Below are 18486 nucleotides of genomic sequence, written 5' to 3' on the forward strand. Positions count from 1 at the left end.
AACACCTGACAACGCCTGATAAGGAGCGCCCCATGAAAGTACAGCCACTGTGGCTGGTGCTGGCGGGACTGTTGCTGGCCGGACGCCTGGTCGCTGCCCCGCTGTCCCTTGATGTCCGTCTGACGGGTTTCTCGTATCCCTCCCCGGTGCAGACGCTGAGCCTGAACGATCAGCAACAGGATCTGGAAATGGCCTACATGGATGTGGCGCCGAAACAGGGCAATGGAAAAACGGTGCTGCTTCTGCACGGCAAGAATTTTTCCGGTGCCTACTGGGAGCGCACCATCATCGAATTGCTGGCCGATGGTTACCGCGTGGTGGTGCCGGACCAGATCGGTTTCGGCAAGTCCTCCAAGCCGGCACATTTCCAGTACAGCTTTCAGACCCTGGCGGACCACACCCGTCGCCTGCTGGATACCCTGAAAGTGGACCGCGTCACGGTGGTGGGTCACTCCATGGGCGGCATGCTGGCTACCCGTTTTGCGCTGATGTTCCCAGAGCGCAGCGATGGGCTCGTGCTGGTCAATCCCATCGGCCTGGAAGACTGGCAGCAGAAGCAGGTGCCATGGCAGTCCGTGGATGCCTGGTATCAGGGGGAGCTGAAAAAGACCCCGGAGAAAGTGAAGAGCTACATGACCGCCAGCTATTTTGATGGTCAGTGGAAGGAGGCCTACGACCCGCTGCTAACTCTGCAACAAGGCTGGATTCGTGGGCCGGATTACCGCCGTATTGCCTGGAATTCGGCGTTGCACTACGACATGATTTTCAGCCAGCCAGTGGTGCAGGATTTTGACCGCCTTGCGGTACCGACGTTGCTTGTTATCGGTACCCGTGATCGAACTGCCCTGGGCCGTAACCGGGCTCCCGAGGGGATTCGTGAGGCCCTGGGCCGCTACGACCAGCTGGGCGAAAAGACCGCACAGCGCATACCGGATGCCACCCTGGTGGAACTGGAGGGTATTGGCCATGTGCCCCAGTTCGAAGCCTTTGAACGTTATATGGCAGCGTTACGGACATTTCTGCAACAAAGTCGTTAGCCGATCATGCTGAAGGGGCCAGGGCTGCCATGATCAGTGCCACTGACTGTTCGCTGACGGCTTCTATGTCTTCCCGGTTCACGTAGATACCATCGATCAGCAGACGGCACAGGCCATGGACGGTGGCCCAGCTGGCCTGGGCCACACGCAGGGGGTCGGTGTCAGCGGGCAGTCGTCCCTGAAGCTGGCTCCCAAGCCGTTCGGCATAGTTGCGGAAGCTGCGATAGGCCACCGCCTTCAGTTCCTCGGTGGGAGCCCCGCTTTTCCAGATGGTGCGGCCGAACATCAGCTCGTACTGTTCCGGGTGTTCGGTGGCAAAGCGCAGATACTCGCGGACAAAGTGCTGAATCCGTTCTTTCGAGCCTTCCCCCTGTAATTGCCGACCGATCATTTCATCCAGTTGGCTGAACGCCTGGGTCGCCAGAGCGCAGAGCAGCGCATTCTTGTCACGGAAATGGTGGTAGGGTGCGGTACGGGAGACGCCGGCCCGTTCCGCCAGCTTGCGCAGGGACAGGCCATCAATGCCATCCTCGTCCAGCAGCCGGTTGGCTTCCCGGAGCAGGGTGGAATGCAGGTCGCCGTGGTGATAGCGCGCGGGTCGTGACATGAAAATGATCCTGGCGTGATTATCCTGTGGCAAGTTACCCACCAGACAGAGTCTGCGGTGGTTTCCATTCAGTGAACCCGGTGGTCTCTGTGGTAAAAATGCCTATTCTGTTCAAACACTAGTTTCAGCAATAATCTTGACAGTGTCAAAATAAGCCATTAACTTGACGCCGTCCAGATAATTAACGCGTAGCCATCTCTGGTGACGATACGGAGCACACACCATGACAGCCGACCGCTATTCCAACCTGCTTTCCCCCCTGGATCTGGGCCATACCCAGCTCAAGAACCGGGTGATCATGGGGTCCATGCACACCGGTCTGGAAGACCGCTTCTGGCAGTTTCCCAAGCTTGCGGCTTACTTTGCCGAGCGTGCCCGTGGCGGTGTTGGCTTGATTGTTACCGGTGGCTTCAACCCGAACAAGAAAGGGTGGTTCTACCCGTTCTCCGGGCTGTTCAACAGCCGCTTTGATGTGATGAACCACCGCAAGGTCACCGATGCGGTGCACCGGGAAGGGGGCAAGATTGCCCTGCAGGTGCTTCATGCGGGCCGTTACAGCTACCACCCGTTCTCCCGTTCCGCCTCGGCGATCAAGAGCCCGATCAACCCGTTCAAGCCCAAGGCCATGTCCACCAAGGAAGTGGAGCAGACGGTGAAAGATTTTGCCCACACTGCCTACCTGGCCAAGAAGGCCGGTTATGACGGTGTGGAAATCATGGGGTCCGAAGGTTATCTGATTAACCAGTTCACCGCGCCGCGCACCAACAAACGCAAGGACAAGTACGGTGGCAATGCAGAAAATCGCCGTCGTTTCCCGGTGGAAATCGTCCGCGAAACCCGCAAGCGTTGTGGCGATGATTTCATCATCATGTTCCGCATGTCGGTGATTGATCTGGTGCCGGAAGGCTCCACCCGCGAAGAAGTGCTGGAACTGGCCAAGGCCCTGGAAGCAGCCGGCAGCAGTCTGTTGAACTCCGGTATCGGCTGGCACGAGGCCCGTGTGCCTACCATCGTGACCTCTGTGCCCCGGGCAGCCTTTGCCGAAGCCACCCGCCAGGTGAAAGAGGTGGTGTCCATTCCGGTGGTCGCCTCCAACCGCATCAACGATCCGGATGTGGCGGAAGAGATTCTCAAGAGCGGTCAGGCGGATGCGGTGTCCATGGCCCGTCAGTTGTTGGCGGACCCGGACTTCGTGAAGAAGACCGAGCAGGGCAAGGCCGACGAGATCAATACCTGTATTGCCTGTAACCAGGCCTGTCTGGATCACACCTTCCAGCTCAAGCGGGCATCCTGTCTGGTCAATCCCCGTGCCTGTCACGAAACCGAGCTGCTTTATCTGCGCACTGCCAAGCCCAAGAAGGTGGCGGTAGTCGGCGCCGGCCCGGCGGGCCTGTCCTGTGCCACGGTGGCGGCAGAGCGGGGCCATGATGTGACCCTGTTCGATCAGGCCGGCGAGATCGGTGGCCAGTTCAACATGGCCAAGGTGGTGCCGGGCAAGGAAGAGTTCCACAACACCATTCGCTATTTTGGCAAGCGTATCGAAAACACCGGGGTGACCCTGAAGCTCAATACCCGTGTGGCAGTGGCAGATCTGCAGGCCCAGGGCTTTGATGAAATCGTTATCGCTACGGGTGTGCTGCCGCGTACACCGGGTATTCCCGGCATCGATCACCCCAAGGTGCTGTCCTACGTAGATGTTCTGCGTGGCAAGGCCCAGGTGGGTGAAAAGGTGGCAGTGATCGGTGCTGGCGGTATTGGTTTTGATGTGTCCGAATTCCTGGCTGAACACCCCCGTGACGGCGAGCAGCCCTTGCCAGAGTGGATGAAGGAGTGGGGCGTGGACATGGATAGCGATGCCCCCGGTGGCCTGGTTGAGCCGGAGGTGGAAAAACCCGCCCGGCAGATCACGCTACTGCAGCGTAAACCGACCTCTTTGGGCAAGGATCTGGGCAAGACCTCCGGCTGGGTGCATCGCGCCACCCTGAAATCCCGCAATGTGGACATGCTGAAAGGCTGCAGCTACGAGAAAATCGATGATGCCGGCCTGCATATCAAGATCGGCGAGGAAAGCCGGGTGCTGGATGTGGACCACGTGGTGATCTGTGCCGGTCAGGAATCCCTGCGCGAGCTGTATCAGGAAGAAGCGAAAAACTTCCACCTGATCGGCGGTGCCGACCTGGCTGCAGAGCTAGACGCCAAGCGCGCCATCAAGCAGGGTGCGGAAGTAGCCGCGGCCCTTTAAGGGCGGGATGTAGGAGCGGCGCTTGAGCCGCGAAGCGTCCCTGGGAATGTTTTCGCAAGCAGGTTCGCGGCTCAAGCGCCGCTCCTACAAAAAAAGCCCTTGCCGGCAAATCTCGGCAAGGGCTTTTTTGTGTTTTTCGCTATTAACTATTCACTGCCTTTCAGCTGTTTGCCCGCAACCGTCGGGTCTTGAAGCTGCCGATACCCATCTCCGTGATCACCTTGAACAACGATAGCAGCACGCTTTCATCCGGTTTCGGGTCCTGTCCCTTGCCCATGCGGTGCAACTGACGGGAAAACCAGGAGACTTCCATCATGGCCATCTCGTCGATCATCTTGATGCCTGTCTTGCGCGGTGTGACCCGGCTTATAACGCCTTCCTGGCCGGCAAGAATGCGATTGGCCAGATCTGGTTCCACTGCCAGGGGGCGGGCAATGCCGACCAGGTCGGTGGCGCCGCTTTCCACCGCTTGTGCCATGGCCTGGGCGGAGCGGAAGCCGCCGGTGACCATCAGTGGCGTGGAGACTCGCTTGCGAATGGCCTGGGCGTAATCCAGGAAATAGGCTTCTCGTTTAACGGTGCTTTCGCGCACGCCCCTGGCGCCAGCCATGGCCGGGTTTTCATAGTTGCCGCCGGAAATCTCCAGCAGATCCAGACCTTCATTGGCCAGGGTTTCCGCTACGGTCATGGATTCTTCTTCGGTGAAACCACCACGCTGGAAATCCGCAGAGTTGAGTTTGATGCTTACCGGGTAATCCGGGCCAACGGCCTCACGGATGGCGCGATAGATTTCCAGCGGAAAACGCATGCGGTTTTCCAGGGAGCCGCCCCATTTGTCAGTGCGACGGTTATGGTGGCCGGACAGGAACTGGCTGACCAGGTAGCCATGGGCGCCATGAATCTGCACGCCAGTGAAGCCGGCTTTCTTCGCCAGTGCCGAGCTGGTAGCGAAACGGCGGATGATGTCGAAGATTTCATCTTCTGTGAGCGCCCGTGGCGTCTTGAAAGCGCTTTTGAGTTCCTTGCCGAAGGGGACAGCGGAGGGGGCCAGGGTATCACCGCTGGCGAGCATGCGCGGGATCTGCTTGCCCGGGTGGTTGAGTTGCACCCAGATATCATTGCCCTGGTTTTTGCCGGCCTCGGCCCAGCGTTTCAGCAGGGTCATGTCGCGCTCATCTTCCAGTACTACGTTACGGGGCTCGCCGGTGTGGTTGCGGTCAATCATGATGTTGCCGGTAATCAGCAGTCCGGTACCGCCCTGGGCCCAGCGACCGTAGAGCCGCTCCAGTGCGGGGGTGACATGATTATCGATGGTGCCCAGCGCTTCGCTCATGGCAGATTTGGCGAAGCGATTTTTCAGCGTTATTCCGCAGGGCAGGGCCAGTGATTGTCCGAGAGTGTCCGCGTGGCTCACGATTGTCCTCCAGCGACCTGTGCAGGTCAGCAGCTATATAGTTTGATGATGGTCAAACTATAAGTTAGTTTTATACCCGTCAAACCATTTTGTGTGGAGGTGCCGGTTTTGGCACAGAAAGACATACCGGAGAGTTCAGCGGATCAGTTGGCAGCGGCCTTTCGTGCCCTGTCGAACCCTAACCGCTTGCGTATCTATCAAGTGATTCTGGAGCACTGTCGTGCCCATGGTCATGCGGATCTGGCGAAAGTGCCGGCGGGTTGTGCCTTCGGGGATTTCATGCAGCGTCTCAATATCGGTGCCCCCACAGTCTCCCACCATGTGCGAGAACTGGCCGAGGCCGGGCTTATCCGGGTGGAGCGGGAAGGGCGGCGGCGTTATTGCCATGCCCAGCCGCAAATGCTGGCCACCCTGGCGCATTTTTTCGAATTATAAGGAGAGAAAAGAATGACAGCAGACCAATGGGCGTTGTGGGCTTGCGGTATCTACTTTCTGACGGGGCTGCTGACCGGGGTGTGGAAATACTGGCAGATCGCTACCAGTGAAAAGGGGCGGGCACATTACTATGTGGATGTGGCGCACCGGGCGAGCCTGATGTACGCGTTTGCCTGTCTGGTACTGGAGCGGTTTGCGCTACTCAGTGTCTGGGATGACTGGATCAATACGCTGGCGGTGCTGGCAAACGTGGTGTTTTTTGGCCTGGCTATCGGCAGCTATATTCTCCACGGCTTCCTGCAGGACACCCGTAATCAGTTGCAGCGCCCCCATCGTCTCGGTGGCGGTAGTGTGCCAGAGCTGGCCATGTCTACCTTCATGGTGTCGTTGATCGTGGCCGAGGTGGGTGGCTTCGCGGTGTTGTTTGCGGGGTTTGTGATGCGTTGACGCCACCCCCGCCATGGGCGTGGCGTCTGCCGGGTTCAGGCCAGGCGGTTCTTTTCGGTGATCTGGCCGTTCAAGGTCCAGAAATCGTAGAGGATGCCCAATCCAAACAGCCCGGCGGTAAGCAGATAGATGATGCCGGTGATCACCTTGCCCATGTAGAAACGGTGGATGCCGAAGATGCCCAGGAAGGTAAGCAGAACCCAGCCGATGTTGTAATCGATGCTGCCGGGTTCGTAGCGTTCGTCCGCTGCATCGTCCATGCCGGGGATCAGAAACAGATCGATGATCCAGCCGATGAAAAACAGGCCCAGGGTAAAGAACCAGATGGTGCCGGTGATCTGGCGGCCATAGTAAAAGCGATGGGCGCCCATGAAACCAAAAATCCACAGCAGATAGCCGATCACCTTGCTGTGCGTGTCCTGATTTTGCATTGTTATTATCCTCGTTTTAAAGATCTACGCTCAGAGCCGCGCTGGCAGCATTGGCCTTGTCCCGCGCTTGCTGGATGGATTCGCCTCTCGCCAGAGCGACACCCAGGCGGCGGCTGCCTTTCACTTCCGGTTTGCCGAACAGGCGCACTTCCGTTTCCGGTTGGGCCAGGGCCTTGTCTAGGCCACTGTAACGCATCTCGCTGGATTCACCTTGCACCAGCAGTACCGAGGAAGCGCTGGGGCCGCGTTGTTCGATATCCGGAATCGGCAGGCCAAGAATAGCACGGGCATGCAGCGCGAATTCCGACAGGTTTTGCGACAGCAAGGTCACCAGCCCGGTGTCATGGGGGCGAGGAGAGACTTCGCTGAAGTAGACTTGATCGCCCTTGATAAACAGCTCAACGCCAAAAATACCCATGCCGCCCAGAGCTTCGGTGATGGCGCCGGCGACCTGTTTAGACGCTTGCAGTGCTTTTTCGCTCATGGCTTGCGGCTGCCAGGATTCCTGGTAATCGCCGTTTTCCTGGCGGTGGCCGATGGGAGCGCAGTAGGTGGTGGCATAGCGGGTGCCATCCCGGTGTCGCACGGTCAGCAGGGTGATTTCATAATCGAAATCCACAAAGCCTTCCACGATGACCCGACCCTGTCCGGCGCGGCCACCGGATTGCGCATAGTCCCAGGCGGTCTGGATATCCGTTTCGGTTTTCACCGTGCTCTGGCCCTTGCCGGAGGAACTCATCACCGGTTTGACCACGCAGGGCAGGCCGATCTCGGCAACGGCCTGTTGGTAGTCCTCCAGGCTTTCTGCAAAGCGGTAGGGCGAGGTGGGTAGAGATAATTCTTCTGCCGCCAGCCGGCGAATGCCTTCACGGTTCATGGTCAGTTTTGCCGCCCGGGCAGTGGGCACGACGGTAAAGCCTTCGCTTTCCAGCTGTACCAGTTCGTCGGTGGCGATGGCTTCGATTTCCGGGACGATCAGCGCCGGCTTCTCCTGTTCTACCAGTTGGCGCAAGGCGGCCCCGTCGAGCATGTTGATGACATGGCTACGCTGGGCCACCTGCATGGCAGGGGCGTGATCATAGCGGTCAACGGCAATCACTTCGCAGCCATAACGGATCAGTTCGATGGCCACTTCCCGGCCCAGTTCGCCGCTGCCCAGCAGCATGACGCGGGTGGCGTTGTCGGTAAAAGGCGTTCCGATGGATGTCATAACAGCTCTCAATGCGGTTGATGGCATGATTGTAACGAAATGGGGTGTTGGTGCTAGCCCGGACTTCTCGTCTAATGCATGGCAAGCGTGAGATACAAAATGGAATCTACTCTAAAATGGCTTTCTGTCTTGTATAGTAGTGCCAAACCCGAATTGAGGAGCGTTTGGGTGAGAAATCCGGGCTAGGGCCGGCTGCGACATACCATGGCCCCGCATTGATCAGGATAGAGCCATGAACGACGAAATCTGGATGCAGCGGGCGCTGGAACTGGCCCGGCAGGCTGCCGAGGCGGGCGAAGTGCCGGTGGGGGCCGTGCTGGTGCGTGATCAGCGGGTGCTGGGTGAAGGCTTCAATCAACCCATCATCGCCCATGATCCGACAGCTCACGCCGAAGTGGTGGCGCTACGTGCGGCGGCGGAGACCGAGCAGAATTACCGGTTACCGGGAAGCACGCTGTACGTGACCCTGGAGCCCTGCACCATGTGTTTCGGTGCCCTGGTTCATGCCCGTGTGGCTCGGCTGGTTTATGCGGCCAGTGAGCCCCGTGCTGGCGTTTGCGTTAGTCAGCTGCAGTTACCGCAGGTGGATTTCTACAACCACAAATTGCTGGTAGAAGGGGGTCTGATGGAGGCGGAGAGTGCGGCCATGCTGAAGGCGTTTTTCGCGGCTCGCCGAAAGGGGTGAGGTGTGGGTAGGGTGCACTGAGCCTAAGGCGAACTGCACCATTCAAACGCCGGGGTGGTGCAGTTCGCTTAGGCTCAGTGCACCCTACGGTTTCGAACATGCTTGAGACTTTGTGACCATAAAAAAAGGCCGGCAAATGCCGGCCTTTTTTCGTTCAGGAAACGCTCTTATTGGTACTGAGCTTCCTGGGTAGTGGCCTTCATGATGGCTTCTACGCGACGGTTTTCCGCGCGGCCTTCACTGGTGCCGTTGTCGGCGATCGGCTTCTCTTCACCGTAGCCTTCAGTGGTGATGCGGTCAGTGCTGATGTTGAACTCTTCCACCAGAACTTTCTTCACTGCATCAGCACGCTTCTTGGAGAGCGACTTGTTGTAGCTCGCTGCGCCAGTGCTGTCGGTGTGACCTTCCAGTACCAGGTCGGCAGAGGGATACTTGCGCATCTCTTCAGCCAGACGCTCCAGCTCAGGGTAGGAAGTCTGACGGACCTCAGCCTTGTCCAGGCCGAACTCAACGTACAGGGTTTCCTTCACGTCTTTTTCCAGGTACTGCTGACAGCCCTTGTCGTCTACCAGTGCGCCAGCCGGGGTATCCGGGCATTCGTCGGCACTGTTGACTACGCCATCACCGTCGTCGTCCAGTTCACAACCGGTGGCATCGACCTGGGCACCTGCAGGGGTGTTGGCACACTGATCACGGTCATCAGGTACGCCATCGCCGTCACTGTCGGTTACCACGTTCTCAACCACTGGTGCGGGCTCTTCTTCTTTCTCGGACGCACCGATCAGGAAGTTCAGGCCAGCATAGACTTCTGCGTCCCAGCGTTCATTGTCAATGCTGTACATAGCGCGAGCGCCGACGTCCATCAGGAAGTGCGGGTGCAGCATGGTCTGGAAACCGGTTTCCAGGGTACCAATGGTTTCCTTGAAATCTTCATCTGATAGTGATCGGGCTGCGACGCTTGCACGTGAAAACTCAGTGCGGAACTCACCGGCACCGATACCCAGGTAAGGTTCGAACGCGGAATTTCCGGCGAAATGTTTACGCAGGCTACCGTGGGCAATGTTGATATCTGCTTTCTCAAATAGCCGTGTGTTGGAGTTGTTACGCTCCCACCAACCTTGGACAGACCAGTCACGATTAAACCGGTAACCTATCTGAGCACCCGGCAAAGTCACTGAGTTGTCGCTAGTATCGCCGTCAAAGTGATCACCCAGGTCTAAAAAGTTCTCACTGATGTGACCACCAAAGTAGAAATAACGCTCGGGGATGTCGTCAGCAGTGACCGCAGTGGTCGCAGTGACGGATGCGCAAGCAATACTCGCCGCCAAAAAATGTTTAGCGTTCATAATTTCCTTCCTTGTTTTGTCCAAATAGGCAGTACAAACACGAGGTCAGTGTTGTGCAGCCTGTCTCCCATGTAAATCCTCACATGACAGATTAATAAAAAAATTTACAAATATGGAAAATGTTTGGTAGCAGGAGGTCTTTTTTTGTAATTATCTAATGTAAAAGCATTACTTTTTATTTTTCAGATAAGATTTAAAGGTTGTTTCTTGATGGATCAGAACGGTCGCGTCCTTCGTTTCGGTTTTGATAAAGCGCGTAGTCGGCTTCGTTAAGTAGCGGGTTGATACTGCGGCCACTGTTTTCTGTACTGGCAACGCCGATTTTTGCGCTGATTTTGACATTGTCCTGGTGCGCATTTTCAGGTTGCTGGCTAGTCAGCCGGATGCCGGCGGTGAGAGCGCGCAGACCTTCGCCCATGCGGGCGGCATCGTCATAGCTGGTGTGAGGGAGTACCAGCAGGAACTGGGCGCCGTCGAAGCGCCCGAAGAGATCGCTTTCGCGAATTTTTTCACGAATACAGTCGGCAAACAGGCGTAGCGCCTTCTCGCCAGTGTGACGTCCAAACTCATCCAGCAGCTGGGTGAAGTCGTTGATCTCGAGCAGCAGGATGGACACGATGTAGTTATGACGCTGGCTCAGAGCCAGTTCCCTTTCCAGCATGCTGAGCAGGTGAGGGCGGTTGAAAAGGCCGGTGAGATGATCTTCCCGAGCGAGCTGTTGCAACTGATGGTTCTGCCGGTCCAGAGACATCAGTCGGCTGCCCACCAGATAGAGAGGGGGGGGCAGCAGTAGCAACGGGAGCAAGGTGGCCAGCACCAAGGCGGAAAGCCAGTCTCTTTCGCCAGCGACCAGAATGGCGATGCTGGTGAGCACCAGGGAAAGTAATACTGCACTGATGGTGATCAGAAGAGTGCCTTTCAGCGCAGTGGCACGGTCGTGCCGGCTGGTCTGCCGGGCAGAAGCGGCCAACACATGGAACAGCTTGGACATGCTGCGATATCCCCAAAAGATATTGATTTTTATGTAATCAGTATCCCGATTGGCCTGCCAAGGCGCAATAGCGGCGGGGCCTCAGGGGTTACCCAGCAAGGCTTCCTTGAGGTTGTCTGAGTAGGGCTTTTCCCCGAACCAGATTCGCAGGTAGGCCTTGGCGAAACGATCTCCCTGTTCATTGGTGAGCGGATCATTATTGAGCATCAGAAAAAGCTGTTGATCCTGATAGACCATGGCATAGGTGTCGCCATCGCCAATATCCTGATAATGACTGTTAAAACCCTCAAAACGTGGTTTCAGTTGCTCGAAATCCTTGTCGTTGAGGTTTTTTTCCAGAAAGTTCATGGCCGCCTTGGCAAAGGCATCGCCGGGAACCTCACGGTAGTAACTGAATTCCAGCCTCATTGGCGCTGCCAACAGGTTATCGACATTGCAGTCCTGGCGAAGCAGGCGGGCCTCTCCCACAGTGATAAAGCGCAGAGCCTTTACATCGCTGCGGTGGCATAGCTGCCAGTCGCTGGCGTGGGCTGTGTTACCCAGCAGGCAGGCCAGTGAAAACAGAAGGGGGCATATCAGTGATCGCGTAGCCATCGTGTCATCGGTCCTAATAGTGGCAAATGCTGGTCCAGGCCCTGGCTGCTGTCCCAGAAATCCTGGTGGAAGAAAACCTGCCCATTACGGTTGAAGCGTAGCTGGCTGATACCGATGGTCCGCGACAGGCGCTCTCTGCCCAGCAAGGAGAAGCGTGCCTCCATCACCCAGACCAGATAGATCTGGTTGTCGTCGCGGATCACATTTACCGGTTGCAGTGACATCTGACGTAACCGCTCGGCGGTAGCCAGCAGATGTTCCTGCAAAGCATTCCGTTCCAGGAGGGTGACCAGGGTGTCATTGAAGTACAGGTCCTCGGCGTAAATCTTGTCCATGCTGTTGGCAATCTGATCCTGGTCGAGGGGATTGTAGAAACTGATAAAGCGGGACAGGGTCTCGTCATCAGGTAGCACGGCATCCTGGGTGGCAGTACTGCTGCGCTCAAGGTAATGGTCTGTATAGCCGTAGGGGCCAAGTGGTGTCGAGCTGCAGCCTATCAGCAGCAGCGGCACGAAGAGGACACTTGTCATAAGTAATGATTTCATCAGTTAACTGTGATCCCACGCGGGTGATTCGCCTGTGAAGGAATTTCACAGGCCATTGACGAGTGGTGGCGCACTGTTCGCTGATGAAAAGATTACCAGCCTCTTTGATTATCAATTTTGTCGGCTTCCAGCTGTTGTGGGCGTCGGCGGTATTTGGCGGCGCCAGGGACATGTCCTGGCCATCCTGGGCTGTGCTGGGAGTAATGCTGGCAGGGCAGTGGTGGTTTGACCCCCGCTGGGTCAAAAATACCCCCATGCTGCTGTGGGGCCTTGTGCTTTGCTTATTGCTTGAGCCGATCTGGCTGAGCAACGGCTTTTTGGTTTATACAGGTTGGGATCACCCTTGGCTCGCACCGGGGTGGATCTGGGCATTGTGGTTGGGATTTGCCGTAAGCTTTCACTACAGCCTGCGCTGGTTATGTGGCAGGCCTTGGCTGGGCGCCGCTTTTGGCGCCGTGGGTGGTATCTTTTCCGTCACCATGGGCATCAGACTGGGGGCGGCCAGCGCGCCGCTCGACTGGCTGCCAATCGCAGTGACCTATGGTGTGGTCTGGGCTGTGGCGGTGCCGCTGCTGGCCTACGGGGCGCAACTCACCGGTGAAAGGGAACATCATCATGCCTGAGATACATTATTTGTTGCTTATCGCCTTGCTGATCGTGGCCTCGGTGTTGTGGTTGCAGCAGTTGCAGACTCGTAATGCGGGCTGGGTGGATGTGTTCTGGTCCTGGTCGGTGGGTGTGGTCGGACTCATTTTTCTGGTGATGGGCAGTGGCGCCTCCCTGCCGCGGTGGGCGGCCGGTGCGCTGCTGTTGCTCTGGTCCGTGCGGCTGGGCAGTCATATTTTTCGGCGGGTGGCCAGTGAATCCCATGAAGATGGTCGCTACGCGGCCATGCGTGAAGCCCTGCAGGAAAAGACCCAGCCGGTATTTCTGTTGTTTTACTGGGGCCAGGCTCTGCTGGCCTGGGGTTTTGCCCTCACGTTCTGGGTGATCGGCAGCCAGCAACACAGCTACGGCATTACGGTCGTCCTGGGCGCCTGTCTTGGCGTACTGGCGATTGCCGGAGAGAGTCTGGCCGACAGGCAACTGTCGCGTTTCAAGCAGAAGCCGGACAGCGCCGGGCGCACTTGCCGTGAAGGGTTGTGGCGTTATTCCCGCCATCCCAATTATTTCTTTGAATGGTTGCACTGGTGCAGTTACCCGCTGATCGCCATTGGCGCTACTCAGGGGGCCTGGCTGTGGTGTTTGCCGCTGGCCATGTTTGTTTTCCTCTGGTTCGTCACCGGCATTCCCTACACGGAAAAGCAGGCACTGAAATCCCGTGGCGACGATTATCGAGACTATCAGCGCACTACCAGTGCGTTCTTTCCCTGGAGACCCAAATCATGATGATTCAAATGGCGGAGTCCGGCCTGTTGCCGGATGCCCTGGTACGTTTCGGTATCCGGCGTTTGCTGGGAAAGCGGCTTGAACAGGAGCGACAGAAGCACAATCGTGATGACCTGGAAAGCTCGCTGAAGCAGGGCCCGGTGGCAGTGGGCCAGAATGAAGCCAACGAGCAGCATTACGAGGTGGATTCGCGTTTTTATGAACAGGTCCTCGGCCCGTATCTGAAGTATTCCAGCGCTTACTGGCCGGACGGTGTTAATGACCTGGCAGAGGCCGAGCGCGCCATGCTGGCGATGACTTGCGAGCGTGCCGAACTGGACAACGGTCAAGAGATCCTGGAAATGGGGTGTGGCTGGGGGTCACTGACGCTGTGGATGGCAGAACACTACCCGGGCAGCCGTATTACCGCCATTTCCAACTCGGCATCACAGAAAGCCTTCATCATGGGGCGGGCGAAAGAAAAAGGCCTGACCAATGTGCGAGTGATTACTGCAGACGCGTCATTGTTTCAGCCTGATCAGCCCTTTGACCGGGTCGTCTCTGTGGAGATGTTCGAGCACATGCGCAACCACAGTACCCTGATGGCGCGGATTCATGACTGGTTGAAACCAGGCGGCAAGCTGTTTATTCATGTGTTTTGCCATCTCAATCTGACCTATCTGTTTGAAGATGAGGGCAGCAGCGACTGGATGGCGCGGTATTTCTTTACTGGCGGCATGATGCCCTCCTACGACTGGTTGCCCCACTGTGCGGGCAAACTGGAGGAGGAACAGCGCTGGGCAGTGAATGGAACCCATTACGCGCGGACCCTTGAGGGCTGGCTGGAACTGGCGGACCAGAAGCAATCCCGGCTGATCCCGTTGCTGGATGAGGTGTATGGCAAGGGTAATGGCAAGGTATGGTTGCAACGCTGGCGTATGTTTTTCATGGCCTGCGCGGAGTTGTTTGACTATCGTGACGGGGAAGAATGGTTCGTGGCCCATTATCTGTTTTCCCGTCCGGCGAATACTGCCGACTGAAACCGTTGAGTATCTTGCATGAAGAAAACCGGCGTCCAGCAGCGAATTACCCGCGTCTACCTGCTTCAGTTGTTGCTGATCAGTCTGACTACGGTGCTGGGCGTGTGGGCCACGGCCAACATTATCGAACAGGTTCTGGTGAAGCAGGCACTGATCAAGGAAGCCGAGCACTACTGGACCCTGCTGGATGAGAACCCGACCCAGCCACGCCCCAACACGCGTCACCTGCTGGGATTGCTGACCAGCGAGAAGGTCAACGATGATATCCCGCAGGTATTGCAGTCTTTGCCTGACGGTTACCAGCGGGCGGATCTGGCCGGCGAGCGGCCGATCGTCTATCTGGAGCGGAAAGGGGATGCCCGGCTATATCTGATTTTCGATGAAAAGCGGGTGTCGGTACTGGCTTTTCTGTTTGGTATTCTGCCTCTCACCGGTGTGCTGCTGGTGATCTACATCACCTCGTTTCTGGGCTGGAAAAAATCCCGCGATCTGTTGTCGCCATTAGTGCAGCTTGCTGACCGGCTACGGCATACCCCGGTGGAAGACCCCAGTATTGCACGGCCGGATCTCAGTGGTATTGATGCGGATACCGACAGCGAAGTGGCGGTGTTGGTGTCGGCGCTGGATGCCTATGCGGACAGGCTGGTGAGCTTTGTGGAGCGCGAACGGCAGTTTACCCGTGATGCCAGTCACGAGTTGCGCACGCCACTGGCAGTGTTTCGTGCCAACCTGGAATTGCTGGTCAGCCAGATCGGTGATCGCCCCCTGATCCGCCGCATGGAAGATACCGTGGAGGACATGGAGGCAACGCTGGAAACGTTGCTGATGCTGGCTCGCACGGAACAGCGCCAGCCGGACAGCGAGGACGTGATCGTCAACGACCTGGCCGTGAACCTGATGGAGCGTCTCAGTCCGCTGGCGGACCGCAAGCAGATTCGCCTGCAGGTTCGCCAGACGGCCCTGCTGACCGTGCACAGCCCGGAAGTGGCGCTGACCATTGTGCTGACCAATCTGGTGCGCAATGCCATCAACTACAGCGGTTCTGGCGACGTCACCATCCTGGTGGCGGAAAAGACCGTGCACGTGGTGGATTACGGGGCCGGTATGGATGCGGATGAGCTGGCGCGGATTCTGAAACCGTTTGAGCGCGGGCAAAGCCAGGAAGCGGGGCATGGCCTGGGCCTGGCCATCGTGCAACGGCTGTGTGAGCGCTATCACTGGCACCTGATGGTAACCAGTGCCCCCGGTCGGGGTACCGAAGTGGCGATCCGGTTTTCCTGATTCAGAGGCTCCTTAGCCGCTGATCAGCATTTCCTGATCAATGCGCACCAACAATTGCTTGGCATTCAGCGCGTCACGAATCCGATCTGCCACGCGGCGGGATTTTTCCTCGTCGGTGTCGGCAAGAAGAATCCCGAAACAGTTACTTCCCAGGTGGGCAATGCTGTCCTGTTCCCTTAGCAGTGCGGCCAGGGAGTCGGCAATGGTCAGGCTGTCACCGTCTTCCGGCGCCTGTAGATAAAGGACCGATGCCTGCAGACCAAAATCCCGGCAATTGCTGGCTTCCTGTCGACAAATATCATCCCAGCCTTTACGGCCCGGCAGCCCGGTATCGTCACAGCGATCCGGGTGTTCCACAAAGGTGGTGAGCCGTTTTTCCCTGGCTTCGCGCACCGCATTGTTGAGCAGAAAACTGATCAGGGCAGCGTCGTGGGTCAGGGAGGGCAGAGCGTTGGCAAGATCGGCCGGTTGGGCCTGGGGGTCCATGGCGCACAGTGTGCCGAACAGGCGATTGTCGCTGTCTACCAGGGGCAAACCGATGTAGGCGCCGATATCCAGAGAGTTGTTCAGTGAGCTGAACGGATCATTCGGGTCCGTGCTCACATCCGTGGTGATGCGGGGGGCGCCCAGTTCCACCATACGAACACAGTAGCTGTTCTGCCATTGCAGTCGTTCTCCCCGCTGCAGACCGTAATGCCCATCCTGCACTCGTAACAGGATCAAATCTTCACCGCTCAGGCGGGTAATCATCCACGTAGCCATTCCGAAGCGGTTTTGCAGCTCCGTCAGATGTGCATCAAGCAGCGATTGACAGGTGGTATAGCTTGGCAGAGGAATCACATCGGCAGGCATAGGGGGGTAGGCATATTGTTATTTTTGCGTATTGTCAGGCCCCTGAGACATAAAGTGCAAGCCCTGCCTGCGCAGGGCGTTCGTCAGAGACCCACTATCCAGCGGTAGGGCGGTCCTCCTGAATGCTGAAGCCCACACCAGGCAGGGTATTGAGCAACGCGTTCTCGAAGGGTTTGTCCACCGCCTTGCGCAGATTGTACAGGTGACTGCGCAGGGCATCAGAGTCCGGCACCAGGTCACCCCACAGCTCATGTTCAAGCTGTTCGCGGCTGACCACCTTGGGGGATTCTCGCATCAGGATGCGTAGAATACGGAAGGCAGTGGGAGAAAGCTTCAGTAGCTGACCGTCGCGGCGAACTTCCTGACGGGCGGGGTCCAGCTGCAGATCTGCCACCTGCAAGGTATTGGCGGTCACTTCTTTGCGTTGACGGCGAATCAGGGCGGAGACCCGGGCTGCCAATTCCGGCAGGGCAAAGGGCTTGACGATGTAGTCGTCACCGCCCCGGTCAAAACCTTCCAGTTTGTCTTCCAGCTGGTCGCGGGCGGTCATGAAGATTACCGGCAGGTCCAGAGCCAACTCTTTGCGCAGGTACTGGCAGAAGCTGTAGCCGTCTTCGCCGGGCAGCATTACATCCAGCAGCATCAGATCGTAATGATGCTCCTGGACCAGTTCCCGGGCCAGGCTGGTGTTGCCGGCATAATCCACCGTGGCGCCTTCCTGTTCCAGAAATTCCACCACGGTTTGGGCCAGTTGGCGATGGTCTTCCACGAGTATGATGGACAGGTTTTCCACGGGGTCTCTCCTTTTTTTGATTATGGATATCATCAGGCCCGAGTCGTCAACAGCCCGTCAAGGTTCTTCACGTTGGTCGCCGCAGTGGCCCTTTCAGTCAGAGAGGGTTCCGGTACGGGAAAAACGCTGTCGGTAGTGGCTGGGCGACAGTCCGGTATGGCGCTTGAAGAGGCGGGAAAAACTGCTTACGTCCTGGTAACCCACCTGTTCTGACAGCCTTGCCAGGTTGTTGGTGCCGCGCTCCAGCATCTTGCGCGCCGCTTCAATGCGTACCCGCTGCAGGTATTGCAACGGTGGCTCGCCCAGGGTGGTGGTAAAGCGTCGCTGCAATTGGCGTGGGCTCAGGTGAACCATTTCTGCCAGCTGACCAAGACTGGTGCTCTCCTTGTAGTGCTCATGAATCCACGCCTGGATGGTCTGTACCTGGTCGTCCTGGTGATAGCTGTGGGCGGGCAGGCCGGCATAGATACTTTGCAGGTCGTTGCGCACATCAATGACAAAGGCCCGTGCCAGCTCCCGGGCCAGGTCGGCGCCGCAGTAACGCTCTACCAGCAGGATGGTCAGGTCCCTCCAGGCGGTGCCGCCACCGGCGCAGAAGATATTGCCATCGCGGGTAATCAGCTCGCGCTCGTTGAGTTTTACCTGCGGATAGTGATGGCGAAACTGCTGGCTGAAGCCCCAGTGGGTGGTGGCGGTCTTGCCGTCCAGTAGGCCGGCTTCGGCCAGCAGGAAAGCCCCGGTGCAGTTGCTGGCCAGGTCCGCTCCCCCTTGATGCAGAAAGCGCAGCCAGGGCAGGACGTCCTGCTCCTGGGCCAGCACGGTTTCCAGCTTGCCGCCGATGGTTGGCACGATCACCAGGTCGGCCTGATCCAGTTGCTCCAGGGAGCAGTCCACCGCCATGCGAATGCCGTTGGTACAGCGCACCGGGTTACCGCCCCGTGAGACAACGCGTACCTCGAACTGCCGATCCAGCGGCTGGTCGTGGATGCGGTTCCAGGTCACCCCGGTCAGGTTGAACAAATCCACCACCCCGGTAAGGGCAGAAGCAAAAACGCCATCGAAGGCTAATACGGCTACTAGGTACATCGTGTCGTATTCCACCATGAATAAGTCATAGGCGACAATGCCAGACCGGGAGGGGGGATGGCAAGCTGTTCAACCTGAATCC

General features: G+C 57.7%; 20 protein-coding genes. 9 read left to right on the forward strand and 11 right to left on the reverse strand.

What is annotated here, in order from left to right:
- Nucleotides 1–32 precede the first annotated feature (32 nt).
- Nucleotides 33–1037, forward strand: coding sequence for an alpha/beta fold hydrolase (locus T9A_RS07745; protein WP_035246646.1), 1005 nt, complete (start codon nucleotides 33–35; stop codon nucleotides 1035–1037).
- Between the two features lie 4 nt (nucleotides 1038–1041).
- On the opposite strand, the gene T9A_RS07750 is transcribed toward T9A_RS07745, so the two are convergent.
- Complete coding sequence (locus T9A_RS07750) at nucleotides 1042–1644, reverse strand: TetR/AcrR family transcriptional regulator (protein WP_035246647.1); 603 nt, start codon at nucleotides 1642–1644, stop codon at nucleotides 1042–1044.
- Nucleotides 1645–1867: 223 nt separating this feature from the next.
- Between T9A_RS07750 and T9A_RS07755 the strand changes: the two genes are divergently transcribed.
- Nucleotides 1868–3886, forward strand: coding sequence for an NADPH-dependent 2,4-dienoyl-CoA reductase (locus tag T9A_RS07755; protein ID WP_035246658.1), 2019 nt, complete (start codon nucleotides 1868–1870; stop codon nucleotides 3884–3886).
- A 160-nt stretch (nucleotides 3887–4046) separates the two neighbouring features.
- On the opposite strand, the gene T9A_RS07760 is transcribed toward T9A_RS07755, so the two are convergent.
- Nucleotides 4047–5300 carry an NADH:flavin oxidoreductase/NADH oxidase family protein gene (locus T9A_RS07760; RefSeq protein ID WP_035246662.1) on the reverse strand — a complete coding sequence of 418 codons (1254 nt, stop codon included), beginning with the start codon at nucleotides 5298–5300 and terminating at the stop codon, nucleotides 4047–4049.
- Nucleotides 5301–5399: 99 nt separating this feature from the next.
- Here T9A_RS07760 and T9A_RS07765 point away from each other — a divergent pair, with 99 nt between their 5' ends.
- Both T9A_RS07765 and T9A_RS07770 read left to right on the forward strand, forming a co-directional pair.
- Nucleotides 5400–5735 (forward strand): ArsR/SmtB family transcription factor, encoded by a 336-nt coding sequence (locus T9A_RS07765; RefSeq protein WP_052042632.1) that lies wholly within the window; start codon nucleotides 5400–5402, stop codon nucleotides 5733–5735.
- A 12-nt stretch (nucleotides 5736–5747) separates the two neighbouring features.
- Nucleotides 5748–6182: a hypothetical protein gene (locus T9A_RS07770; protein WP_035246665.1), complete on the forward strand. Its 435-nt coding sequence runs from the start codon at nucleotides 5748–5750 to the stop codon at nucleotides 6180–6182.
- A 35-nt stretch (nucleotides 6183–6217) separates the two neighbouring features.
- On the opposite strand, the gene T9A_RS07775 is transcribed toward T9A_RS07770, so the two are convergent.
- On the reverse strand, nucleotides 6218–6613 hold the full coding sequence (locus T9A_RS07775; protein ID WP_035246668.1) for an NINE protein: 396 nt from the start codon (nucleotides 6611–6613) through the stop codon (nucleotides 6218–6220).
- 16 nt (nucleotides 6614–6629) lie between these two features.
- The gene (gene purT, locus T9A_RS07780; RefSeq protein WP_035246670.1) at nucleotides 6630–7823 is read right to left on the reverse strand and encodes a formate-dependent phosphoribosylglycinamide formyltransferase; all 1194 of its coding nucleotides are present in this window, start codon (nucleotides 7821–7823) and stop codon (nucleotides 6630–6632) included.
- A gap of 232 nt (nucleotides 7824–8055) precedes the next feature.
- Here purT and tadA point away from each other — a divergent pair, with 232 nt between their 5' ends.
- Nucleotides 8056–8508, forward strand: a complete 453-nt coding sequence (tadA, locus tag T9A_RS07785) for a tRNA adenosine(34) deaminase TadA (RefSeq protein ID WP_035246673.1) — start codon at nucleotides 8056–8058, stop codon at nucleotides 8506–8508.
- 167 nt (nucleotides 8509–8675) lie between these two features.
- On the opposite strand, the gene T9A_RS07790 is transcribed toward tadA, so the two are convergent.
- The 4 genes from T9A_RS07790 to T9A_RS07805 form a co-directional block, all read right to left on the reverse strand.
- A complete protein-coding gene (locus tag T9A_RS07790; RefSeq protein WP_035246676.1) occupies nucleotides 8676–9854 on the reverse strand; it encodes an OmpA family protein in 1179 nt (392 codons plus the stop codon).
- 193 nt (nucleotides 9855–10047) lie between these two features.
- Nucleotides 10048–10845, reverse strand: coding sequence for a GGDEF domain-containing protein (locus tag T9A_RS07795; protein WP_035246679.1), 798 nt, complete (start codon nucleotides 10843–10845; stop codon nucleotides 10048–10050).
- A gap of 81 nt (nucleotides 10846–10926) precedes the next feature.
- Nucleotides 10927–11439 (reverse strand): chalcone isomerase family protein, encoded by a 513-nt coding sequence (locus T9A_RS07800; RefSeq protein WP_035246683.1) that lies wholly within the window; start codon nucleotides 11437–11439, stop codon nucleotides 10927–10929.
- On the reverse strand, nucleotides 11421–11969 hold the full coding sequence (locus T9A_RS07805; protein WP_232222037.1) for a nuclear transport factor 2 family protein: 549 nt from the start codon (nucleotides 11967–11969) through the stop codon (nucleotides 11421–11423). The genes T9A_RS07800 and T9A_RS07805 overlap by 19 nt, the downstream gene beginning before the upstream one ends.
- 98 nt (nucleotides 11970–12067) lie before the next feature.
- On the opposite strand from T9A_RS07805, the gene T9A_RS07810 reads away from it, so the two are divergent.
- The 4 genes from T9A_RS07810 to T9A_RS07825 are packed head-to-tail and all read left to right on the forward strand — an operon-like array spanning nucleotide 12068 to nucleotide 15673.
- Nucleotides 12068–12607 carry a DUF2878 domain-containing protein gene (locus tag T9A_RS07810; RefSeq protein WP_035246892.1) on the forward strand — a complete coding sequence of 180 codons (540 nt, stop codon included), beginning with the start codon at nucleotides 12068–12070 and terminating at the stop codon, nucleotides 12605–12607.
- Nucleotides 12600–13373, forward strand: coding sequence for a DUF1295 domain-containing protein (locus T9A_RS07815; RefSeq protein ID WP_035246688.1), 774 nt, complete (start codon nucleotides 12600–12602; stop codon nucleotides 13371–13373). The genes T9A_RS07810 and T9A_RS07815 overlap by 8 nt, the downstream gene beginning before the upstream one ends.
- Nucleotides 13370–14392 carry a cyclopropane-fatty-acyl-phospholipid synthase family protein gene (locus T9A_RS07820; RefSeq protein ID WP_084573431.1) on the forward strand — a complete coding sequence of 341 codons (1023 nt, stop codon included), beginning with the start codon at nucleotides 13370–13372 and terminating at the stop codon, nucleotides 14390–14392. The genes T9A_RS07815 and T9A_RS07820 overlap by 4 nt, the downstream gene beginning before the upstream one ends.
- An 18-nt stretch (nucleotides 14393–14410) precedes the next feature.
- The gene (locus tag T9A_RS07825; RefSeq protein ID WP_035246691.1) at nucleotides 14411–15673 is read left to right on the forward strand and encodes a sensor histidine kinase; all 1263 of its coding nucleotides are present in this window, start codon (nucleotides 14411–14413) and stop codon (nucleotides 15671–15673) included.
- Nucleotides 15674–15685: 12 nt separating this feature from the next.
- Here the strand turns inward: T9A_RS07825 and T9A_RS07830 are convergent, their stop codons facing one another.
- The 3 genes from T9A_RS07830 to T9A_RS07840 all read right to left on the reverse strand — a co-directional run bounded on the left by T9A_RS07830 (nucleotide 15686) and on the right by T9A_RS07840 (nucleotide 18404).
- Nucleotides 15686–16525, reverse strand: coding sequence for a GAF domain-containing protein (locus tag T9A_RS07830; protein ID WP_084573432.1), 840 nt, complete (start codon nucleotides 16523–16525; stop codon nucleotides 15686–15688).
- 94 nt (nucleotides 16526–16619) lie between these two features.
- On the reverse strand, nucleotides 16620–17318 hold the full coding sequence (locus T9A_RS07835) for a response regulator transcription factor (RefSeq protein WP_035246693.1): 699 nt from the start codon (nucleotides 17316–17318) through the stop codon (nucleotides 16620–16622).
- Nucleotides 17319–17411: 93 nt separating this feature from the next.
- Nucleotides 17412–18404 carry a GlxA family transcriptional regulator gene (locus tag T9A_RS07840; RefSeq protein ID WP_035246698.1) on the reverse strand — a complete coding sequence of 331 codons (993 nt, stop codon included), beginning with the start codon at nucleotides 18402–18404 and terminating at the stop codon, nucleotides 17412–17414.
- Between the last annotated feature and the right edge of the window lie 82 nt (nucleotides 18405–18486).

The organism is Alcanivorax jadensis T9, from assembly GCF_000756655.1.
Taxonomy (GTDB): Bacteria; Pseudomonadota; Gammaproteobacteria; order Pseudomonadales; family Alcanivoracaceae; genus Alcanivorax; species Alcanivorax jadensis.

Excerpts from the sequence above, each read along its gene's own strand:
- T9A_RS07745 (WP_035246646.1), top strand. The coding sequence starts at position 33 with ATGAAAGTACAGCCACTGTGGCTGGTGCTGGCGGGACTGTTGCTGGCC.
- T9A_RS07750 (WP_035246647.1), bottom strand. The coding sequence starts at position 1,644 with ATGTCACGACCCGCGCGCTATCACCACGGCGACCTGCATTCCACCCTG.
- T9A_RS07755 (WP_035246658.1), top strand. The coding sequence starts at position 1,868 with ATGACAGCCGACCGCTATTCCAACCTGCTTTCCCCCCTGGATCTGGGC.
- T9A_RS07770 (WP_035246665.1), top strand. The coding sequence starts at position 5,748 with ATGACAGCAGACCAATGGGCGTTGTGGGCTTGCGGTATCTACTTTCTG.
- T9A_RS07775 (WP_035246668.1), bottom strand. The coding sequence starts at position 6,613 with ATGCAAAATCAGGACACGCACAGCAAGGTGATCGGCTATCTGCTGTGG.
- purT (WP_035246670.1), bottom strand. The coding sequence starts at position 7,823 with ATGACATCCATCGGAACGCCTTTTACCGACAACGCCACCCGCGTCATG.
- tadA (WP_035246673.1), top strand. The coding sequence starts at position 8,056 with ATGAACGACGAAATCTGGATGCAGCGGGCGCTGGAACTGGCCCGGCAG.
- T9A_RS07790 (WP_035246676.1), bottom strand. The coding sequence starts at position 9,854 with ATGAACGCTAAACATTTTTTGGCGGCGAGTATTGCTTGCGCATCCGTC.
- T9A_RS07795 (WP_035246679.1), bottom strand. The coding sequence starts at position 10,845 with ATGTCCAAGCTGTTCCATGTGTTGGCCGCTTCTGCCCGGCAGACCAGC.
- T9A_RS07800 (WP_035246683.1), bottom strand. The coding sequence starts at position 11,439 with ATGGCTACGCGATCACTGATATGCCCCCTTCTGTTTTCACTGGCCTGC.
- T9A_RS07805 (WP_232222037.1), bottom strand. The coding sequence starts at position 11,969 with ATGACAAGTGTCCTCTTCGTGCCGCTGCTGCTGATAGGCTGCAGCTCG.
- T9A_RS07810 (WP_035246892.1), top strand. The coding sequence starts at position 12,068 with ATGAAAAGATTACCAGCCTCTTTGATTATCAATTTTGTCGGCTTCCAG.
- T9A_RS07815 (WP_035246688.1), top strand. The coding sequence starts at position 12,600 with ATGCCTGAGATACATTATTTGTTGCTTATCGCCTTGCTGATCGTGGCC.
- T9A_RS07820 (WP_084573431.1), top strand. The coding sequence starts at position 13,370 with ATGATGATTCAAATGGCGGAGTCCGGCCTGTTGCCGGATGCCCTGGTA.
- T9A_RS07825 (WP_035246691.1), top strand. The coding sequence starts at position 14,411 with ATGAAGAAAACCGGCGTCCAGCAGCGAATTACCCGCGTCTACCTGCTT.
- T9A_RS07830 (WP_084573432.1), bottom strand. The coding sequence starts at position 16,525 with ATGCCTGCCGATGTGATTCCTCTGCCAAGCTATACCACCTGTCAATCG.
- T9A_RS07840 (WP_035246698.1), bottom strand. The coding sequence starts at position 18,404 with ATGTACCTAGTAGCCGTATTAGCCTTCGATGGCGTTTTTGCTTCTGCC.